Source organism: Moorena sp. SIO1G6 (genome assembly GCF_010672795.1).
In the GTDB taxonomy this organism is placed as follows: domain Bacteria; phylum Cyanobacteriota; class Cyanobacteriia; order Cyanobacteriales; family Coleofasciculaceae; genus Moorena; species Moorena producens.
The window spans coordinates 50,351-66,248 of record NZ_JAAHFZ010000010.1 but is presented as its reverse complement, the minus strand read 5'-3'; the positions used below and the strand labels follow the sequence as shown (position 1 = coordinate 66,248).

Below are 15,898 nucleotides of genomic sequence, written 5' to 3'. Positions count from 1 at the left end.
GGGAGTAGGGAGTAGGGAGTAGGGGGAATAAAAAAGTAACAAATTACCATTTTTAAATTGGAGCGAAGCGATGTTTCAAGCCCCCGACTTCATTTGTAGTATTTTTTTTAATTTTTAATTGATAATTTTGAATTGGAGCGAAGCGATTGACAACTAATCATCAAAGTAGTTTTAGACTAAATGTTTGGCAAGCTGATTCATCCTGTCTGTTTTATTTACGGGGTAATCACGGACAGGAAGTATCCGCAAAGTTGGACTATCCAGCTAAAGTAATAGACTGTTATGAGGAGTGGCGATACCTTTACCTCCAGTTTTACCCGAAATTGCGAGCAAGAGAATTATCCAGTGGTGCCATCACACCATTAGTCGATGACTTGGGACATGAATTAGAAGAAGCAAAAGAGATATTTCTGGATGTCTTTCAACGGTGGTTAGGTCAATTACAGACTATTCGAGAAACAATTCAACATCAAATTTTCACTATTGCTAGAAAGGAATCACAGTCAAAGAAGACAGCAGAAGCCTATCGAGAAGTAGCTATTTTTATAGCCTGCGATTCTGTGGAATTGGCACGGCTTCCTTGGGAAGCATGGCAGTTGCTTCCAGAGGATATCCCCAGTGGGAGAATTCGGATTACCAGGATTCCGATGACTACTCAGGCAGAAACAATAGCGCTAGATAATAAACTGCGCCATGGTAAACCTCGGATTTTAGCGATTTTGGGGGATAATACAGATCTGAATTTGGAGAAAGATAAGCAGGCTGTTAAGTTGCTCAAAGGAGTTGCTCAAGTAGAGTTCTTTGACTGGCAACACCAAGGAGATGGGGTGAATCTTAAAGCAGCACTGGCGGCAGAAATAACGGATGAAAGGGGGTGGGATGCTCTATTTTTTATGGGTCATAGTGATGAGACAAAAGTTACGGATGGAAAATTAGCGATCGCCCCAGATCAGTTGGTATCTATCAGTGAAATTAAGGAATACCTAACTACTGCTAAAAATCAGGGACTTCAGTTGTGCGTCTTTAACTCCTGTAATGGTCTAAAGATTGCGAATCGGTTGGCTGATTTAGGATTGCAAGTGGTGATCATGCGGGAGGAAGTTCATGATAATGTTGCTCATGTATTTCTCAAAGAATTTTGCAGCCGCTTAGCTCAGTATCAGGATGTCCAGGAAGCAATGCTGGCAGCTTGTCGCAATTTACAGGTAGGTGAGAAGTTTGTTTATCCATCAGCTTACCTGATTCCTTCGTTTTTTAGTCCCTATGGTGCTAAGCCATTTCGGATTGAGCCTTGGGGTTACCAGAAACTACTTCAGCAGTGGCTACCTAAACCAAAAGAAGCGATCGCATTAGCTAGTGTGCTTTTAGTTAGCGCTATGGTTCCTGTACAAGACATGTTGCTAGATGGGCGAACGTTTCTTCAAGCTGTCTATCGCGATAGCACAAACCAGTTTCCTCGGGAGGGGTTATCCTCGGCTAAGCCACGCTCTGTACTGTTAATTGCTATTGATCAAGACTCAATCAATCAGGCACAACTGGAGATTAAAGGCTTTAAAACCCAGCCGATGGAACGGGAATACCTTGGCAAATTAGTCAGACAACTCTCGAACTCAGGCGCTAAGGTAATTGGAATTGATTATCTGCTCCATACCCAAGAAGCGAGAGAGGAAAAACTGGCTAGTGCGATTCAATCCGCTGTCAGTCAACAGGATACCTGGTTTGTCTTTGGGGTCAATCAGGATAAAAATCGCAAGGTCTTTCCGAAAATTGCTAGCCCTAAATGGAGTCTACAAGGGGATATTACCTTTTTCCGTTGGGATATGGAACTCCCCCAGGATGCCACCTGCAACAAGTCATGTCCTTTTGCCTATCTACTGGCTCTATCACACCAGTTGCACCAACAGCCAAACCACGGGATAGGATTAAATCCTAATGTTGAAAGTACCACCAACTTTCAGCAGCAAGTTAGTCAGTATCTTCAGCAAGTCAGTAGCCAGGATAATGCGATTGGCCGTAGGCCACGCTACGCGAACGCATCCGTTAAACCAAAGAATCTACCGTTAGGGATGCGCTATATTATTGACTTTTCTATTCCTCCAGAACAGGCTTATGAGCACAAGCCTGCTTGGGAATTCCTCAAAAGTGACTTTTCTAACATTGAGCAGCAAGTGGTTATCATTGCCTCTGGGGGATATGATGAAGCCGAGGATAATTTTTCTCTACCTCTAGCTATTGAATATTGGTGTAATCCACTGAATCGAACCAGAAAGCCACCAGATACTTGTCCCAAGGTATTTACCGGAGGTGAAGCCCATGCTTACATGGTTCACCATTTTTTATCGCAGCATACAATAAAATTAATTCCCGACAGCTGGATGATTCTATTAGCAGCATTGTCAGGAAAAGGAACAATGCTGCTACTGCTCCAGCAAAAGCCTCAAGAACGACAGCAATCAATATTGATATTATTTGGTGCTACAGCGGTCTATGGAATAATCGGACTACAGGCTTATATCTCAGCTTCTCTTTTAATGCCTATAGCTTTACCATCAATTATACTCTGGTTTTATATTATTTAGTTAATTATTAATTGGTAATTATTAATTTAATTTCCGGCAAGCCTTTAACATTTAAATCCTATGTATCGATTAATTAGAGTCTTTTATCTACTGCTAATTACTGGAACGATGAGTATTAGTTGTCCGACCTCATCAGTATCAATTGCAGCTTCGTTTACCAGTCAAGGGAATCAAGTAGCGAAAGCAGTGAGTCAAACCAAACAGGAAACACAATCTGTATGGGCTAAGATCCGAGATATTTTTCGTAGGAAGAAGGATGAAGCAGGTACCCATGGAGAGTTTTGTTCAATTTCCCCTAATATTGCTGCCTATCGCACCTGGAGTGACCAACCTCTATTTGCTTGGGAAGGAAGTGTTAATATCATTCAAGTTCGTTCCTCTCGCAATGGACAAGCGTTATGGTCTTATCAGGTAAACGATAATCAGACTAGTGTTATGTACAATGCTGATGGTAAAGGTCAGCCACTTCAACGAGGTAAAGAATATTATTACTGGGTAGAGTACAACACAACGGATAATAATGGACAACTAATTACAGATACCGAAACTATTCCCTTTCAAGTTATGGGTGGTGAAGCGTATCAGATTATCCAAGCTGAATTGCCAGCTGAGCAGTTTCGAGATCAGCATGCGAGTTACTTTGCTGATCGCGATCTTTTCCTAGATGTGGTACGAGTGATTTCGGTGTTTGGGGACTTAGATAGTTGGAAAACTAATACTGAGGAATTATATCAAGAGTTTTGTGAGTAGTCAAGGACTAATTTATCTTAAAAATTACTGTAAAATAAATTAATATTACTCCTGACTCAAAGCTCCTCAATCGGAGGATAGTTTGTTATGTCAAAATCAGGTATTATCAGTCTTCACAATTCATAATTTTTAGTTTTCATAGTCTAACGAGACTAGGGCGTGTCTTCAAACTCCGAGTACCCCCGTTGGTCCCCCTTAAAAAAGGGGGACTTTGAGTATGGCTCCCCCCTTAATAAGGGGGGCTGGGGGGGATCTAATATCTTGCGGAAAACTTTGAAAACACGCCCTAGTCTTAACTACAGGAATTAGACGTAAGCATTCAGCCGTCAGCCGTTGGCCTTTGGCCACGCTACTTGAGGTGCCGTCAGCCGTCAGCCGTTGGCCTATGGCTGATAGCTGAATGCTGAATGCTGAATGCTGAATGCTGATAGCTGAATGCTGATAGCTGAATGCTGAATGCTGATAGCTGAATGCTGATAGCTGAATGCTGATAGCTGAATGCTGAATGCTGAATGCTTACAATTAGACAGCAAATCGACTTGTAGTGTTCTACTAGCTATAGTTTTTTTTGAATAGTTTTGCCTAAGTCCTAAACTAGTTTCATATTTCCTTAAAGCTCTCTTAACAAAACCATTAATTATATTGATAATAACTTGATGCACGTTGTCCGGAACACCTGATAAGATCGTTCTAATCAACGTCAAGATTGTTTTTACAGAAACCTGGAACGGCATAGGAAGCTATAGTTATCAACATTCATTGAGGGGTTTGAGGGAGCTCCTGAATTATATTAGCGCTGTTAGTTCTAACCTCTCGTTGCTAGATAATTTATCAACTACCAATCTAATCAGCCATTAAAGTTAATTCTTGTTTGAACAGTCAGTAGTAACCAAATGTAGTCGAGATAATCTAAAAATGAAAAAAAAACTGGCCAAAATTGTTAATACTGCAGTCACCAGTGTTGCTCTTTGTATTGCGATCGCATGTTACGTTTATAAAGCAGAGGCTGCTCCTGTGTTTCGGAATATTTCCTGGGAAGGAATTAATGGGTTGAGAGTTGAATTTATGTTCAGGTTCGACCAGCAGTTTGTAGTGGGATTTTAAGATAAACCCTCCTAAATAGCCTCAAAAGTAGATCCAGAGCTAGGTAATAGTCCATCAGCAGTATCTCCTTCTCTTGATGCAGTCGCTGCTCCACGTGGGTTTCAGTCATTTTGGTAGCGCCGACGTATTTCCGAGATCTTGCACCATTGTCATTAATCGTAGGCTGGGCAGTGCCTACCAACGCCCTTTGCAAGGTTCATGATCTGTGGTGCACTGCCCACCCTACATGAACCTTGGGTTTCAGTCATTTTGGTAGCGCCGATGTATTTTCCTAGCTCTGCTTCGCTTTTAGGGGATTTCGAGTCTAGAGCCTTTGAAAGTACCACTAGGAGCAATCGTCACCGTTAATAAACTATAGCGCTGTGCCCAGGGAATAGGAAATAGTTACAAAAACAGACCCCGGCGCGGGGAGATGTCCATCTCCCCATCTGCATCTTAGCGTGCTACTTTTATGAATTGGTATTATGTATTGATATTATTTCGGTGGTGGCTTCCAGGGTAAAATAAAATCTACTAATGAGTCAAACAAAATGGTCTAACTTCTACAAATTAGAAGACTGGTGGTCTGTATGGATTGGTCTGCTGTTATTGGGGACGGTGTTTAGTGGCATCATAACCGTTGTGCCAAAGATGCCTAAATGGAAAGGGATAGATTTCTTATCGGCACTCCCCTGGGAATTGTTTCCTAAACTGGCATTGCTCGCCATTGGTTTATGTGCTCTGTTTACCCTTGGCAACCTGGTAATGAAGGGCAAAGAAGGCAGAAACATGATACCAGGCTTTTTGGTTATCTTTCTCTTGTCAGTTTTATCCTATATACTTGGGAATTCACAGACCGCTAAAGCAATTAACCTCGGCTATGCTTTCTGGGCATTGTTGATTGGACTAATCATCAGTAATACGATTGGTACACCAAGGTGGATGATGCCAGCGGTGCGTACTGAATATTACATCAAGACTGGCTTAGTGATTCTCGGTGCAGAAATTCTCTTTAACCGAATTGTCGAATTCGGACCCTATGGTTTAGCGTCCGCTTGGCTGGTTACGCCTATTGTGATCATATTTATGTATCTGTTTGGTACTCGGGTTCTGAAAATGCAGCAGAAATCACTGGTGATGGTAGTCGCCACATCCACATCAGTGTGTGGTGTATCAGCCGCTATTGCAGCAGCAGCAGCCTGTAAGGCTAAGAAAAACGAGTTGACTTTAGCTGTAGGGATGACTCTCATTTTTACTGTTGCCATGATGGTGATCATGCCCTTGTTTGTCAAGGCTGTAGGTATGAATGAATTAGTCAGTGGTGCATGGCTGGGGGGAACCATTGATTCTACTGGCGCAGTTGTCGCTGCTGGTGAAACAGTAGGGGAAATCGCTGGTCAAGCTGCTGCTTTAGTTAAGATGATTCAAAATATGCTGATCGGAGTGATAGCTTTTGCGATCGCTTTATTTTGGGTGTTTTTTATAGAGCGCGAGCCAAATGCTCCTAAACCACAACTGAGGGAATTATGGGTACGTTTGCCCAAGTTTATCTTAGGTTTTATAGCTGCTTCTCTGTTAGTATCCTTTGTTTGTATTCCCTTGATGGGGATGGATACAGTTAAAAACATTCTTAGTCAAACCAAGATCTATCGTGGCTGGCTATTTTGTATCGCATTTTTGTCCATTGGTCTAGACTCGAACTTTCGGGATTTAGGAACACAACTTCAGGGTGGTAAACCCATGATTTTTTATTTGGTAGGGCAGAGTTTTAACATTGTCCTGACTTTGGCTATAGCTTGGCTAATGTTAAGCGGAATTATTTTTCCTATACCGGAGTTAGGACAGTGATAAACACTCTCCGAAAATCCCTAATCTTTTTGATTAGTATTTGTACACTTCCGCTACTACTGTGGTTATTGAATAGCTTGATAGTAAGTGGTTATTTGGGTTCGAGCGTACAGGATATCTACGAAAACGAGAGTGATGCTTCAGTAATTTTCTGGACAGATGTAGAGATACTATCTCAAGATTAGCTTATTCAACTATAGCAGTTAGCAAACCAATTGATAACTGTTATTGATAGCATAATATATCATATAATTTCTGATAAATCTAAAGTAAATCCAGGCAAAACATCTTCTCCTGATAAGGTTTTCGGAGATTGGATAATTTCTACCTCTTGATTGGGACGATAGATTTCCACAACCTTATTTTGGGGATCAATTAACCATCCTAATCTAGCGCCATTTTCCATATATTCTCGGACTTTAGCTTGCACCATTTTCAGGGAATCACTGGGAGAACGCAATTCGATCACAAAATCAGGACATAAAGGAACAAATTTATCCTGTTCTTCTGATGTTAACCCTTCCCAACGCTCTCGTTTAACCCAAGACGCATCAGGAGAACGATTTGCTCCATTAGGCAGTTGAAATCCTGTATTAGAGTCAAATGCAACACCAAGTTTCATTTGACTGCTCCACAATTCTAGTTGAGTCGATAGTTTAATATTTCGTCTACCTGTATTTCCTCCGGTAGGTGATATGATGATTAAATCTCCTTCAGAGGTGCGCTCAAATCTTAAATCCCTGTTATCTTGACAAATCTGAAAAAATTGTTCGTCACTTAAATTAATAGTTAATTCGAGGGTATTAGGTAAATATACCATGTTAATTACCTCCAAAATTATAGAATATTTTTATGAAATAACAAGTACAATTTAAGCTATTTTTACTTTTATTTTTGACTATTTAAGCATCAACTTTTAAAACCTCCACCATCGCGTGATAAGCAGCTTTACGACGATAGGAGTTATCGAAAGGTAGAGGGGAATCTGGTTTACCAAAGAAATCGGGAATCCAGGAATGATGATCTGCAAATTCCCAAGTTAAGAACGCTGTACAATTGGGAGCCTCTAGACAAACTTGCAGGATATCTTGATATACCTTTGTCTGAGCAGCCACCCGTTCTTCTGGTGTGCCACTATCATCATGAATTTTTACGGAACTCCTAAGGCTGAAAGCCCCGTGTTTTTAAACCGGGGATGAAAGACCGTAGCGACTTGAGTCGCCGAGTTGACAATACATTGGCGCTAGGGTGTAATTAAAGTATAGGGTACAGGCTGAGAAACCGCAGGCTGAGCCGGGAGAGAGACCCGTAACTTACCGACCTGAAAGTAGTAATGCCCGGAGGGCTTGAAGTTACCGTAAGTAGAGTGGAGCCTTTATAGTCGGCAGNGCAAAGCGCGAGTGGGGGAAACCACGGCAGTCGCTCATGGGGGGAACCCCCAAGACCGCGCTGCCTCCCCTGTTCCGAAGCTGCATCGCTTAATGGCAAGCTCAAACCCTTATAACTACGTCCAAAGTCAGCCCAAAACAGAATGTATATTTTAGGTGCGCTTGACCGTGGCGAATTAAATTCGCCACGGTCAAGCGCACCTGAAGTAACTTATGGGCTGAAATTATTATCCAGTAAGGATTTAAGCTTGTATGTCACCCCCCCAGCGTGAGTAGGGAAAGTGCATCATTTCATAAGTAGGTCGTGCCAGAAAAAAGGAGGTATGTTACAAATTATAAAGTGTTGCCGAAGAAAGGAGTCAGAGGTATGGGAGCCAGACTGAGAGTGTTTCTCACCCAAGAAGAAGAAAGAACGCTCACCGGAGTTGAGGAGGGCCACCACCGTCAGTTAACGAGTCAAAGATTGGCCGTAGGCCACGCTACGCGATCGAGCAGAAGCGGTTCATTTAAGTCATCAAGGCGCTTTATGTTGAACAGATTTCCACTCACCTGCACTCGACAGCTAAAACGGTTAGGAAGACACGCTTTCGCCTGGAAAACGAAAGGTAGGGTATACTACAGATTTTACATAGTTTTAACGTCGTTATGCTTAAGGGTACGCCCCCATGAAAGAAACAACCCCAGCAGCAATGCCTCCCTGTTTTAACAAAGGTGAGTGTAAGTTCGATGATTTATTGAGGAATTAGCCGAAGAAAAGAGAGTAAGGAAACTACATAGAGGGATTATTGGGAGAAAGTCAACGAAAAAATCTATCTCAGATAGCGAGAGACTCCGTAGAGGTAACTTACCACAGAATACACCATTTTCTGACCGAAGCACCTTGGGAGGCAGAGCAAATAAATGGACGTCGTTTAGAGGTGATGAACAAATGTACTCAAACCAAATTAGCCAGGGGATTTAGTCTGTCAACGGTAGGACGACTATTCCCAGGTAATTTCTGGTATTTGCTCGCAAAAGCTGTAAGTGTATCCATCTTTTCTGTGGACTCTTATCAGGTTTTTGACGTGCAAGCTTATTGCCTTTTTCCCCGGGACTGTGTAATTGAAAGAGTTACTTTTGCTTCTGGGGTTAACTCTTCCGAACTCCCCAGTCAGGAGGTTTTTGGCTATATCTCCACTACACCAACCTTTGTTCGCGCAGCGTGGCCTACGGCCAATCGGCTTTAATGGGTTGTGTCTGATGGGATAGCCATACTTGTTGAGTGCTGCTTTTTGCCTACCTCCTTGGCCAAAACAAGTTACTAACAGTGGTTGGTTTGTCCTTAACTGCAAGGCTTCAATATCTCCGACACAGGCGGCATCAATCCAATGCTCCTTAGGAAAGCCCAGCTTAGTCCGGTTGTACTTGGTCTGCGCACCCGTTCCAGCAACCACGGGCTTTATCTTTTGAAGTACTTTCACTAACTTATTATACATCTCCATAATACTATAAAATTCTAAAAATAGAGTATAATGGACGTAAATATCCATAGATAAGCGGAAACAATGAGTAATTATACTTGGGATTATATTCAAAAACATCCTAAACAAACCAAAGTATTATTAGGAATTGATTATGATCAATTAACAAAACTGAGAAAACAAGGAAAGTTTGGTAGTGATAAACATGTAGTGATGGCCTAATCAAACCGACAAACATTGATTATAGTGATGAATAAAATTCCAAATAGCTCCTAAGTGATTTTATAATTTTTTTGAAAATGACAAAGTTTTTCTTACCAGACGACTAATCCTTTGTCTTAAGGTATTATTTAATCTTTCAATATGATTAGTTTTAGCAGTTTTTTTTGCTACTGGTTTGTGACGTTTTTGTGGTATTACTGTTTTATAAGCTTCCCAAAAATCTGTATAACACACAGCACATTGTCAGCTGGAGGGAAAGACTGCCATAATTTTTTTGCCGAGTATCGAGTACGATCACCAATATAAACTCCAATTATTTCTCTAGTTTTTTGTTCGCGTAGCGTGGCCAACGGCCATCAATTGCCAACCAAATCCATTGGAGACGAAACCTTAGAGAGGGTCGCCTTATTTCATATAACTTAAAACTCTTACCCATAACCTGTCCCTATAAAGGCCGGAGATGAAACCTTAGAATAAAGGAGCCTTAATCAATAAGTTTTAACCCTTTTATGTATAGCCGAGCAACCAGAAAGGCTCCTTTATTCTTACGGTAACTTCAAACCACTCTCTTACGGTAACTTCAAATGCTGATTATCTTTATTATTAACAAAAGACCACATTTCATCACATTCTATGGTAATTTTACATGCATGGTTTTTCGGACACCTTGATTTTTCGGGGAGTTTCGGCATATTTTTTATTAACATAATTTTGGAGCCATGTTTTTGAAACTCCAACTGATCGTGCAATGCCAGCTAAAGATATTTTTTCAAGCAAGAGGTCATCTATTATCTTTATTTTTTTTCGACAAGGGTATCGGCTTTTTTGTCGGATTTTTTATAAACTGCTTCTTACAGTTTTTACACAGGTATTTTGGCTTTTTATGATGAGTGCTGCCATTTTTAACTGTTCGCTCACAATTGCAGTAAGGGCAATTAGGTCGGGTTATTAAATCAGGTTTTGCATTCATTGTTTACCAGGAATTGTTGATCAAAAAAGCATTTTATTACTAATAAAAAAATAGCAGTTTCATAAGATTTATTCAATCAATATTTATAATAGATTATATAAGTATTGCTAATAAATTTACAGTCAACTGACTCTATTTTTGATTAACAAATGTCTTATTTAGGCTAAAGTAAATGTTGTATCACTACATGTTTATCACCACCCTATTTTGAATAAAATGTACTTGACTTGAACCGAGTGAGTAGCTCTCGATTTTGGGTTCTTCCGAACCTGGTGTGCTGGATAAAACCCTGTAGCCCTAATCTGGTAATGGATGGCGAGATTTGAAGTCAGTTTTGAGCAGTTTTAGCCTAAAACACCGCGCAGCATAGGTTTGAGCGATCTTTTACAGACTAAGTTCCGAAGAACCCGATTTTGAGTCTAGACAACAACAAGGAAATCCAGGAGATTAGAGGAGAACCCTTTGAACGAGGCCAATCTTGATGTCCCAAGGTTTTGCTCCGATTACTTCTTCCTGGCCTTGCGCCACCACCAAAAAGCTCAAGGGAAGCATTATGGAAGAATTCATTGGCTTGGATGACCCACGAACGAAACGTCAACCTCAACATCTACTCATTGATATCCTGACAATAACGATACTGGCAGTCATAAGCGGCTCGGATAGCATGGTAGCAATAGAGACTTATGGCAAACGCAAGCAGAAGTGGTTAGAGACCTTTTTGGAGTTACCCTATGGGATTCCTTCCCATGAGACGTTTTCAAGAGTCTTGGCTCAGATCGACCCACAGCAGATGCGTGAATGTTTTTTATCGTGGGTTAGTCACTTGAGTAGAAAGCTTGCCATCAACCTGATCAGCATTGATGGTAAGACCTCGAGAGGTTCCTATGACCGAAATCAGGGAATCACAGCCTTACACACCATCACTGCATGGGCGAGTGAGCATCATCTGGTGTTAGCCCAACAAGCAGTGGAGCAGAAGTCCAATGAGATTACAGCTATCCCGGAACTATTACAGTTGCTAGATCTAACTGGAGCAATTATCACTATTGATGCGATGGGAGCACAAAAGAAGATAGCTGCCCAAATTGTGTCACAGGGTGGGGACTATGTTCTGATGCTCAAGGGTAATCAGGACAATCTTTACAAGGATGTCAAAGCCTTTTTCAAGCAAGCTCAAGCCTTCGATTGGCAAGGAATAGACTACAGCTACACCGAGACCACAGAGGCAGGGCATCATCCCATCGAACATCGTCAGGTTTGGGCAGTGTCCATCAACCAATGTCCAGCGGTTTTGGGGTGCCCAACAGTGGAAAAGTTTCACGACAGTAGTCATGGTCAAACGAGAGCGACAACTGTGGAATAAAACAACCACACAGATCTGTTACTACATAACCAGTTTAGGAGCTTCGGCCTTAGTCTTGGCCGAAGCGATTCGCTCTCACTGGGGCATTGAAAATAGCTTGCATTGGGTGCTTGATATGACCTTCCATCAAGATGCTAGTCGGATTCGCACTGGACATGGGCCTGAGAATATGGCTGTATTACACCACTTGTGTATCAATTTACTCAACCAAGAACCCTCAAAACAGAGTCTGGCGATGAAACGCTATAGTGCTGCGTTAGATAATGACTATGCTCTGAGTGTTTTGTTGGGGCATGATGTTGTCTAGAGACTCCCAGAAATTGTTACTCCTTCAGAAGACAAAGGAGGAAAGCCTGATCAAGTTCATTACGGCCTATATTAATCACCCTTGAAGCCAGTCATAAATTTATAGCAGTCGCCAGGGCAGTTAGGACATGACAAAAGTCTCACACCCTTTGTAAGCGCAAGAGTTTGACTTCTGACAAATGACTTCTGACAAATGACTTCTGCTATAAATCAAAGGTGTGAAAATTGACTCTGGGTTTGGGATATAGCACCCTTGCCCATAAGTTAGGACATTTTTGAGGGCACCGGTCCGACCACTTCACCATTTTCTAGTCCTAACAAGCTCAAATAATGCTATATCTAGGAAGACTTAATTTAGCTGCGATTACCCTGGGGTTTATGGGTACAGCAAAAACAGCATCGAACTACAAACTGCTACAAAGATTCTTCCGAGACTTTGAGCTGGACTATACCAATCCTAAATGAATTTGGAGAAAAGAGTGCTGTAATGGGTTATAATTTAAAGTGTATTGGTGTAATGAATATATATTAATATTATGACCCTGGAAGAATTAATGGCCAGTAATCGGGATCCCATAGAACTCAAACGAGCAATAGCGATGAAGATGCGCCTTCAAGGTCTCAAGCATCGGGAAATTCAACCAGTATTGGGAGTTCAGTCAAGCTATATAAGTCGTTGGGAACGTCGCAATCGTGAGCAAGGAGTGAAAGGTTTAGAACTAGCCTATAAAGAGAGTTTAGGATATTTAAAGCACTCACAGTCAACAGAAGTAATCCAGCGGATTAAATCTAAAACCCAAACAACTGTATGGGAGGTAATGGACTACATCGAACAGAGTTATGGTGTAGTGTATTGCTCATTACAAAGCTATTACGAATTACTCAAAAAAGCTGGGATGAGTTGGCATAAAGGTAAAAAAGCGATGCAGAGGTGCGACCCGTGGCGAATTTAATTCGCCTACGGAAAACGCACCATTACGGTCTTGGGGGTTTCCCCCACTCGCTATTGCATCAAGACAAAGTCCCAGATAAAATAGCTCTGTGGTGGAGGAACAAAACCAGATGATCGCCGATTGGTTCCTCACCCATGATCAAGACATTAGTTAATCATGGTGAGCAAAAGGAATAGTGAGCAAAAGGAAGTTCACTGTCTCAGATTTGCTCCCTATGCACCAGGAGAAAATCCCATTGAAAATATTTGGGGGCATATCAAGCAACTTTTACGCCATATCCATCTATGGTGTCGCTCTTTCACCATTACAAATAAACTCTTTGAATTATTTATTGAGTATCATTTATTCACTATGCCTGATTTAAGTACTTATGAGGCTTTCTCTGATATCATTTAGGATTGGTATATAATGGTATCAACAGCACTAGGCACATATTTTTGCACCAGGTTATGTTTTTTTTTGAACTTTGAACTTTGTAATTTTCTGAATCTCCTTCAAGGAAAAATTGATATTATTATATCGTTGGTAATTATTTTGATGTTGATCAGTTTCTTTATTTATGTCTGCCAATACCGCAAACTCATCCAAGATGCACTGCAGTACTTTTTAAAGAGTAACAGTTTCAGTAGCGAAACTATCGTGGACTGCCTAAAACTAGTTTTTGATCAGGCTACATTCAGGATTTCATGATAGGAGGACTACCAGAGATCAATGATTATTATTGAAATTTATTTTTGCCTGCTATATGATAAATAAAAAAGATATTCCTACTCCTATTATTGATAACAAACAACGAAAAAAAGTTAAAATAGCTGAAAACTTTAAAATTCGTCGTTTTCCTGCTATCTACATTATCCAACGATTTATTATTTACTATTTAGGTATACAACGTCGCAGAATTACAAATAAGCCAGACATACAAAAGACTGCGAACGAGCTGCGTGATATCTTTCAAGATTTGGGAGGCTTCTGGGTAAAAACGGGTCAGTTGTTAGCATTGCGGACCGATCTTTTCCCAGAAGAGGTTTGTGAGCAGTTATTACGTCTTCAGTTTGAAGCCATTGGATTTCCTATGGCTTTAGTTAGATCAACAATTGAGTCAGAGCTAGGAGCACCCCTAGAAAAAATATTTGAAGATTTTGATGAGACTCCTTTGGCAGCTGCATCAATTGGTCAGGTTCATCGAGCAACGTTGCGAAGGAAAAGAAAAAATGTTCCGGTAGTCGTTAAAATTCAACGTCCAAATCTAGAAGAAGCGTTCAAGCGAGATTTGGATTTAATTAAAGTCATTGCCAAACTGTTAATTGCTTTTAATGTTTTGAGTTACCTACGTTTAGATGAAGCAGTATCGGAGTTAGAGAAAATTTTTAATGAGGAATTAGATTATCGCTATGAAGCATCTAATACTCGTAAGATGAGAAAAACACTAAAATCCCATAAAATATATGTTCCAAAGATTTATGACAAATATTCTAAACGTCGAGTTTTAGTTATGGAATATATCGATGGGGTTCTTGCCTCTGATTATATTAAAGTATTTGCTAGGGATCCCGTCAGAGCCTCTCAATGGGAGGATGAAAATGACTGTGATACTGAAAAAGTAGGTGAAAAGATGTTTATTTCATTGCTTCGACAAGTATTTGAAGATAACTTGTACCATGGAGATCTACATCCAGGCAATATTATTTTATTGCGTCGGAGCAAAGTCGCATTCATTGACATGGGTAGCGTGGGATCCCTGGATAGAGATTTGAGGGAAACTTATAATGAGTATACGAATGCATTGACAAATGGAGATTTTGGCAAAGCGAGTGATTATATCTTGCGGTTGGCTGTTGATATTCCCAGAGTTAATATACCTAGAGTCAGGGCAGAGATGTCGCGTGCTATAGATTTTTGGTCCTCCAAAGCCCAACTTAAAGGGATAGAGTATAAAGAAAAGTCTTTTGGTGGGGCAACGGCTGAATTATCTAAAGTGATTGCCAGATATGGTATCCCAAATAATTGGACTTTTCTCAAAGTGACTCGATCTTTTTTAACTCTAGATGGTACAATGCAGTACCTATTACCTGACTTTGATTTCTTCAAGACATCTAGAAAATATAATCGCCAGGCAGATCGACGTGCTCTCAAACAAAGTTTAGAGCCAAAAAGTATTAGAACTTCGATTAACCAGTTCTTTGACACTATTAGCGAGTACAATAACCTGATTTTACCTGAGTTGCGACAACGAACCATCGCATTTGAGTTAACCAGTAATATTTTTGCACTGTTACTGGTAGTAGGTTTGCGTTCTCTCGCATATTTACTCCTAATAACTGAAGCAGTTGTAGTTTATAGTTTCCTTTATCAACATTATTTTAAGGCGATTGAACCTATTCATACTCAATGGGCTGACGAGTTTGTTCAACAAATTCCCCATCTTCCATATCTGGAATGGATTGGTATTTTTATACTGATTGGCCTCAGTGCTAGAACACTGCTTGCGGGAGCAAAAATTCTGGAGCGTAAAGACTTTCCTCAATAGGTAAGGGGGTAGTTAAAATGTAAGGATTCAGGTCTGGCGTCATCAAGTTATTAGGGGATGAAAGGCTTCGTCCCCAATGAATGCACCGAATACCTTGATTGTTCGGCCTTTGGCTTGTAAGCATTCAGCCATCAGCCGTCAGCAGTCAGCCTAAGGCTCACGCTGCTTGAGGTGCTTATTTTATTCAAAAGCACCTCAAGGAGATTCATCTACATGCACCATTAGCTGTCCTTTCACCCATTCCCGCAAGCGGTCAACGCTACCTTTGACCGCTTCTGCCATTCTGGCATTGGTAGCGACCAAAGTTCCCACTCCTACTTCAATGGCACCCAGTTCCCGCAGCAGTTCTTGCTGCAACTCAATCGGAAAGATGCCCGTAGTGCGTTCGCACCTCAAGCAGCGTCGGCAAAGCCTAAAGCGTGACCAAAGGTCAATCGCGTTTTAGTTGA

General features: G+C 41.0%; 17 protein-coding genes and 2 pseudogenes. 12 read left to right on the top strand and 7 right to left on the bottom strand.

The genetic code is table 11. From position 1 onward, the window contains the following. The first annotated feature begins 146 nt into the window (after positions 1–146). From F6K63_RS11775 to F6K63_RS11760, 4 genes are all read left to right on the top strand, one after another. On the top strand, positions 147–2,579 hold the full coding sequence (locus tag F6K63_RS11775; protein ID WP_287312196.1) for a CHASE2 domain-containing protein: 2,433 nt from the start codon (positions 147–149) through the stop codon (positions 2,577–2,579). A 60-nt stretch (positions 2,580–2,639) separates the two neighbouring features. Then, a complete protein-coding gene (locus tag F6K63_RS11770; RefSeq protein ID WP_287251141.1) occupies positions 2,640–3,329 on the top strand; it encodes a hypothetical protein in 690 nt (229 codons plus the stop codon). A gap of 915 nt (positions 3,330–4,244) precedes the next feature. Further along, positions 4,245–4,433 carry a hypothetical protein gene (locus F6K63_RS11765; protein ID WP_131826974.1) on the top strand — a complete coding sequence of 63 codons (189 nt, stop codon included), beginning with the start codon at positions 4,245–4,247 and terminating at the stop codon, positions 4,431–4,433. A gap of 516 nt (positions 4,434–4,949) precedes the next feature. Then, positions 4,950–6,260, top strand: coding sequence for a YeiH family protein (locus tag F6K63_RS11760; protein ID WP_287312194.1), 1,311 nt, complete (start codon positions 4,950–4,952; stop codon positions 6,258–6,260). 244 nt (positions 6,261–6,504) lie between these two features. Here F6K63_RS11760 and F6K63_RS11755 read toward each other — a convergent pair whose 3' ends face one another. Continuing rightward, on the bottom strand, positions 6,505–7,080 hold the full coding sequence (locus F6K63_RS11755; RefSeq protein ID WP_287312192.1) for a Uma2 family endonuclease: 576 nt from the start codon (positions 7,078–7,080) through the stop codon (positions 6,505–6,507). A gap of 82 nt (positions 7,081–7,162) precedes the next feature. Next, the gene (locus tag F6K63_RS11750; protein WP_287312310.1) at positions 7,163–7,408 is read right to left on the bottom strand and encodes an endo-1,4-beta-xylanase; all 246 of its coding nucleotides are present in this window, start codon (positions 7,406–7,408) and stop codon (positions 7,163–7,165) included. A 905-nt stretch (positions 7,409–8,313) separates the two neighbouring features. On the opposite strand from F6K63_RS11750, the pseudogene F6K63_RS11745 reads away from it, so the two are divergent. Then, positions 8,314–8,646: pseudogene (locus F6K63_RS11745) on the top strand (transposase); the annotation flags it as partial. On the opposite strand, the gene F6K63_RS11740 reads toward F6K63_RS11745, so the two are convergent. Beyond that, complete coding sequence (locus F6K63_RS11740) at positions 8,629–9,177, bottom strand: hypothetical protein (RefSeq protein ID WP_287295826.1); 549 nt, start codon at positions 9,175–9,177, stop codon at positions 8,629–8,631. The pseudogene F6K63_RS11745 and the gene F6K63_RS11740 sit on opposite strands and share 18 nt — an antisense overlap. A gap of 15 nt (positions 9,178–9,192) precedes the next feature. On the opposite strand from F6K63_RS11740, the gene F6K63_RS11735 reads away from it, so the two are divergent. Further along, complete coding sequence (locus F6K63_RS11735; RefSeq protein ID WP_287312191.1) at positions 9,193–9,330, top strand: hypothetical protein; 138 nt, start codon at positions 9,193–9,195, stop codon at positions 9,328–9,330. Between the two features lie 60 nt (positions 9,331–9,390). Here F6K63_RS11735 and F6K63_RS11730 read toward each other — a convergent pair. The 3 genes and pseudogenes from F6K63_RS11730 to F6K63_RS37775 all read right to left on the bottom strand — a co-directional run. After that, positions 9,391–9,650, bottom strand: a pseudogene (locus F6K63_RS11730) (IS1 family transposase); the annotation flags it as partial. Beyond that, a complete protein-coding gene (locus F6K63_RS11725; RefSeq protein WP_267871994.1) occupies positions 9,644–9,766 on the bottom strand; it encodes a hypothetical protein in 123 nt (40 codons plus the stop codon). The gene F6K63_RS11725 and the pseudogene F6K63_RS11730, both read right to left, overlap by 7 nt. A 345-nt stretch (positions 9,767–10,111) precedes the next feature. Further along, positions 10,112–10,300 (bottom strand): IS1/IS1595 family N-terminal zinc-binding domain-containing protein, encoded by a 189-nt coding sequence (locus F6K63_RS37775; RefSeq protein ID WP_438941757.1) that lies wholly within the window; start codon positions 10,298–10,300, stop codon positions 10,112–10,114. 481 nt (positions 10,301–10,781) lie between these two features. Here F6K63_RS37775 and F6K63_RS11720 point away from each other — a divergent pair, with 481 nt between their 5' ends. The 6 genes from F6K63_RS11720 to F6K63_RS11700 all read left to right on the top strand — a co-directional run bounded on the left by F6K63_RS11720 (position 10,782) and on the right by F6K63_RS11700 (position 15,449). Then, positions 10,782–11,663: an ISAs1 family transposase gene (locus tag F6K63_RS11720; RefSeq protein WP_353813008.1), complete on the top strand. Its 882-nt coding sequence runs from the start codon at positions 10,782–10,784 to the stop codon at positions 11,661–11,663. Continuing rightward, on the top strand, positions 11,632–11,970 hold the full coding sequence (locus F6K63_RS37195; protein ID WP_008180458.1) for an ISAs1 family transposase: 339 nt from the start codon (positions 11,632–11,634) through the stop codon (positions 11,968–11,970). Before F6K63_RS11720 ends, F6K63_RS37195 begins: the two co-directional genes overlap by 32 nt. Before the next feature lie 535 nt (positions 11,971–12,505). Then, positions 12,506–12,922 carry a helix-turn-helix domain-containing protein gene (locus F6K63_RS11715; RefSeq protein WP_008180461.1) on the top strand — a complete coding sequence of 139 codons (417 nt, stop codon included), beginning with the start codon at positions 12,506–12,508 and terminating at the stop codon, positions 12,920–12,922. Next, positions 12,910–13,035, top strand: a complete 126-nt coding sequence (locus F6K63_RS11710) for a hypothetical protein (protein ID WP_267871993.1) — start codon at positions 12,910–12,912, stop codon at positions 13,033–13,035. The genes F6K63_RS11715 and F6K63_RS11710 overlap by 13 nt, the downstream gene beginning before the upstream one ends. Positions 13,036–13,078: 43 nt before the next feature. Beyond that, the gene (locus F6K63_RS11705; RefSeq protein ID WP_008180463.1) at positions 13,079–13,318 is read left to right on the top strand and encodes a hypothetical protein; all 240 of its coding nucleotides are present in this window, start codon (positions 13,079–13,081) and stop codon (positions 13,316–13,318) included. Between the two features lie 349 nt (positions 13,319–13,667). Continuing rightward, positions 13,668–15,449 carry an ABC1 kinase family protein gene (locus F6K63_RS11700; RefSeq protein ID WP_287250960.1) on the top strand — a complete coding sequence of 594 codons (1,782 nt, stop codon included), beginning with the start codon at positions 13,668–13,670 and terminating at the stop codon, positions 15,447–15,449. A gap of 195 nt (positions 15,450–15,644) precedes the next feature. On the opposite strand, the gene F6K63_RS11695 is transcribed toward F6K63_RS11700, so the two are convergent. Next, a complete protein-coding gene (locus F6K63_RS11695) occupies positions 15,645–15,845 on the bottom strand; it encodes a hypothetical protein (protein ID WP_083373691.1) in 201 nt (66 codons plus the stop codon). Positions 15,846–15,898: the final 53 nt, after the last annotated feature.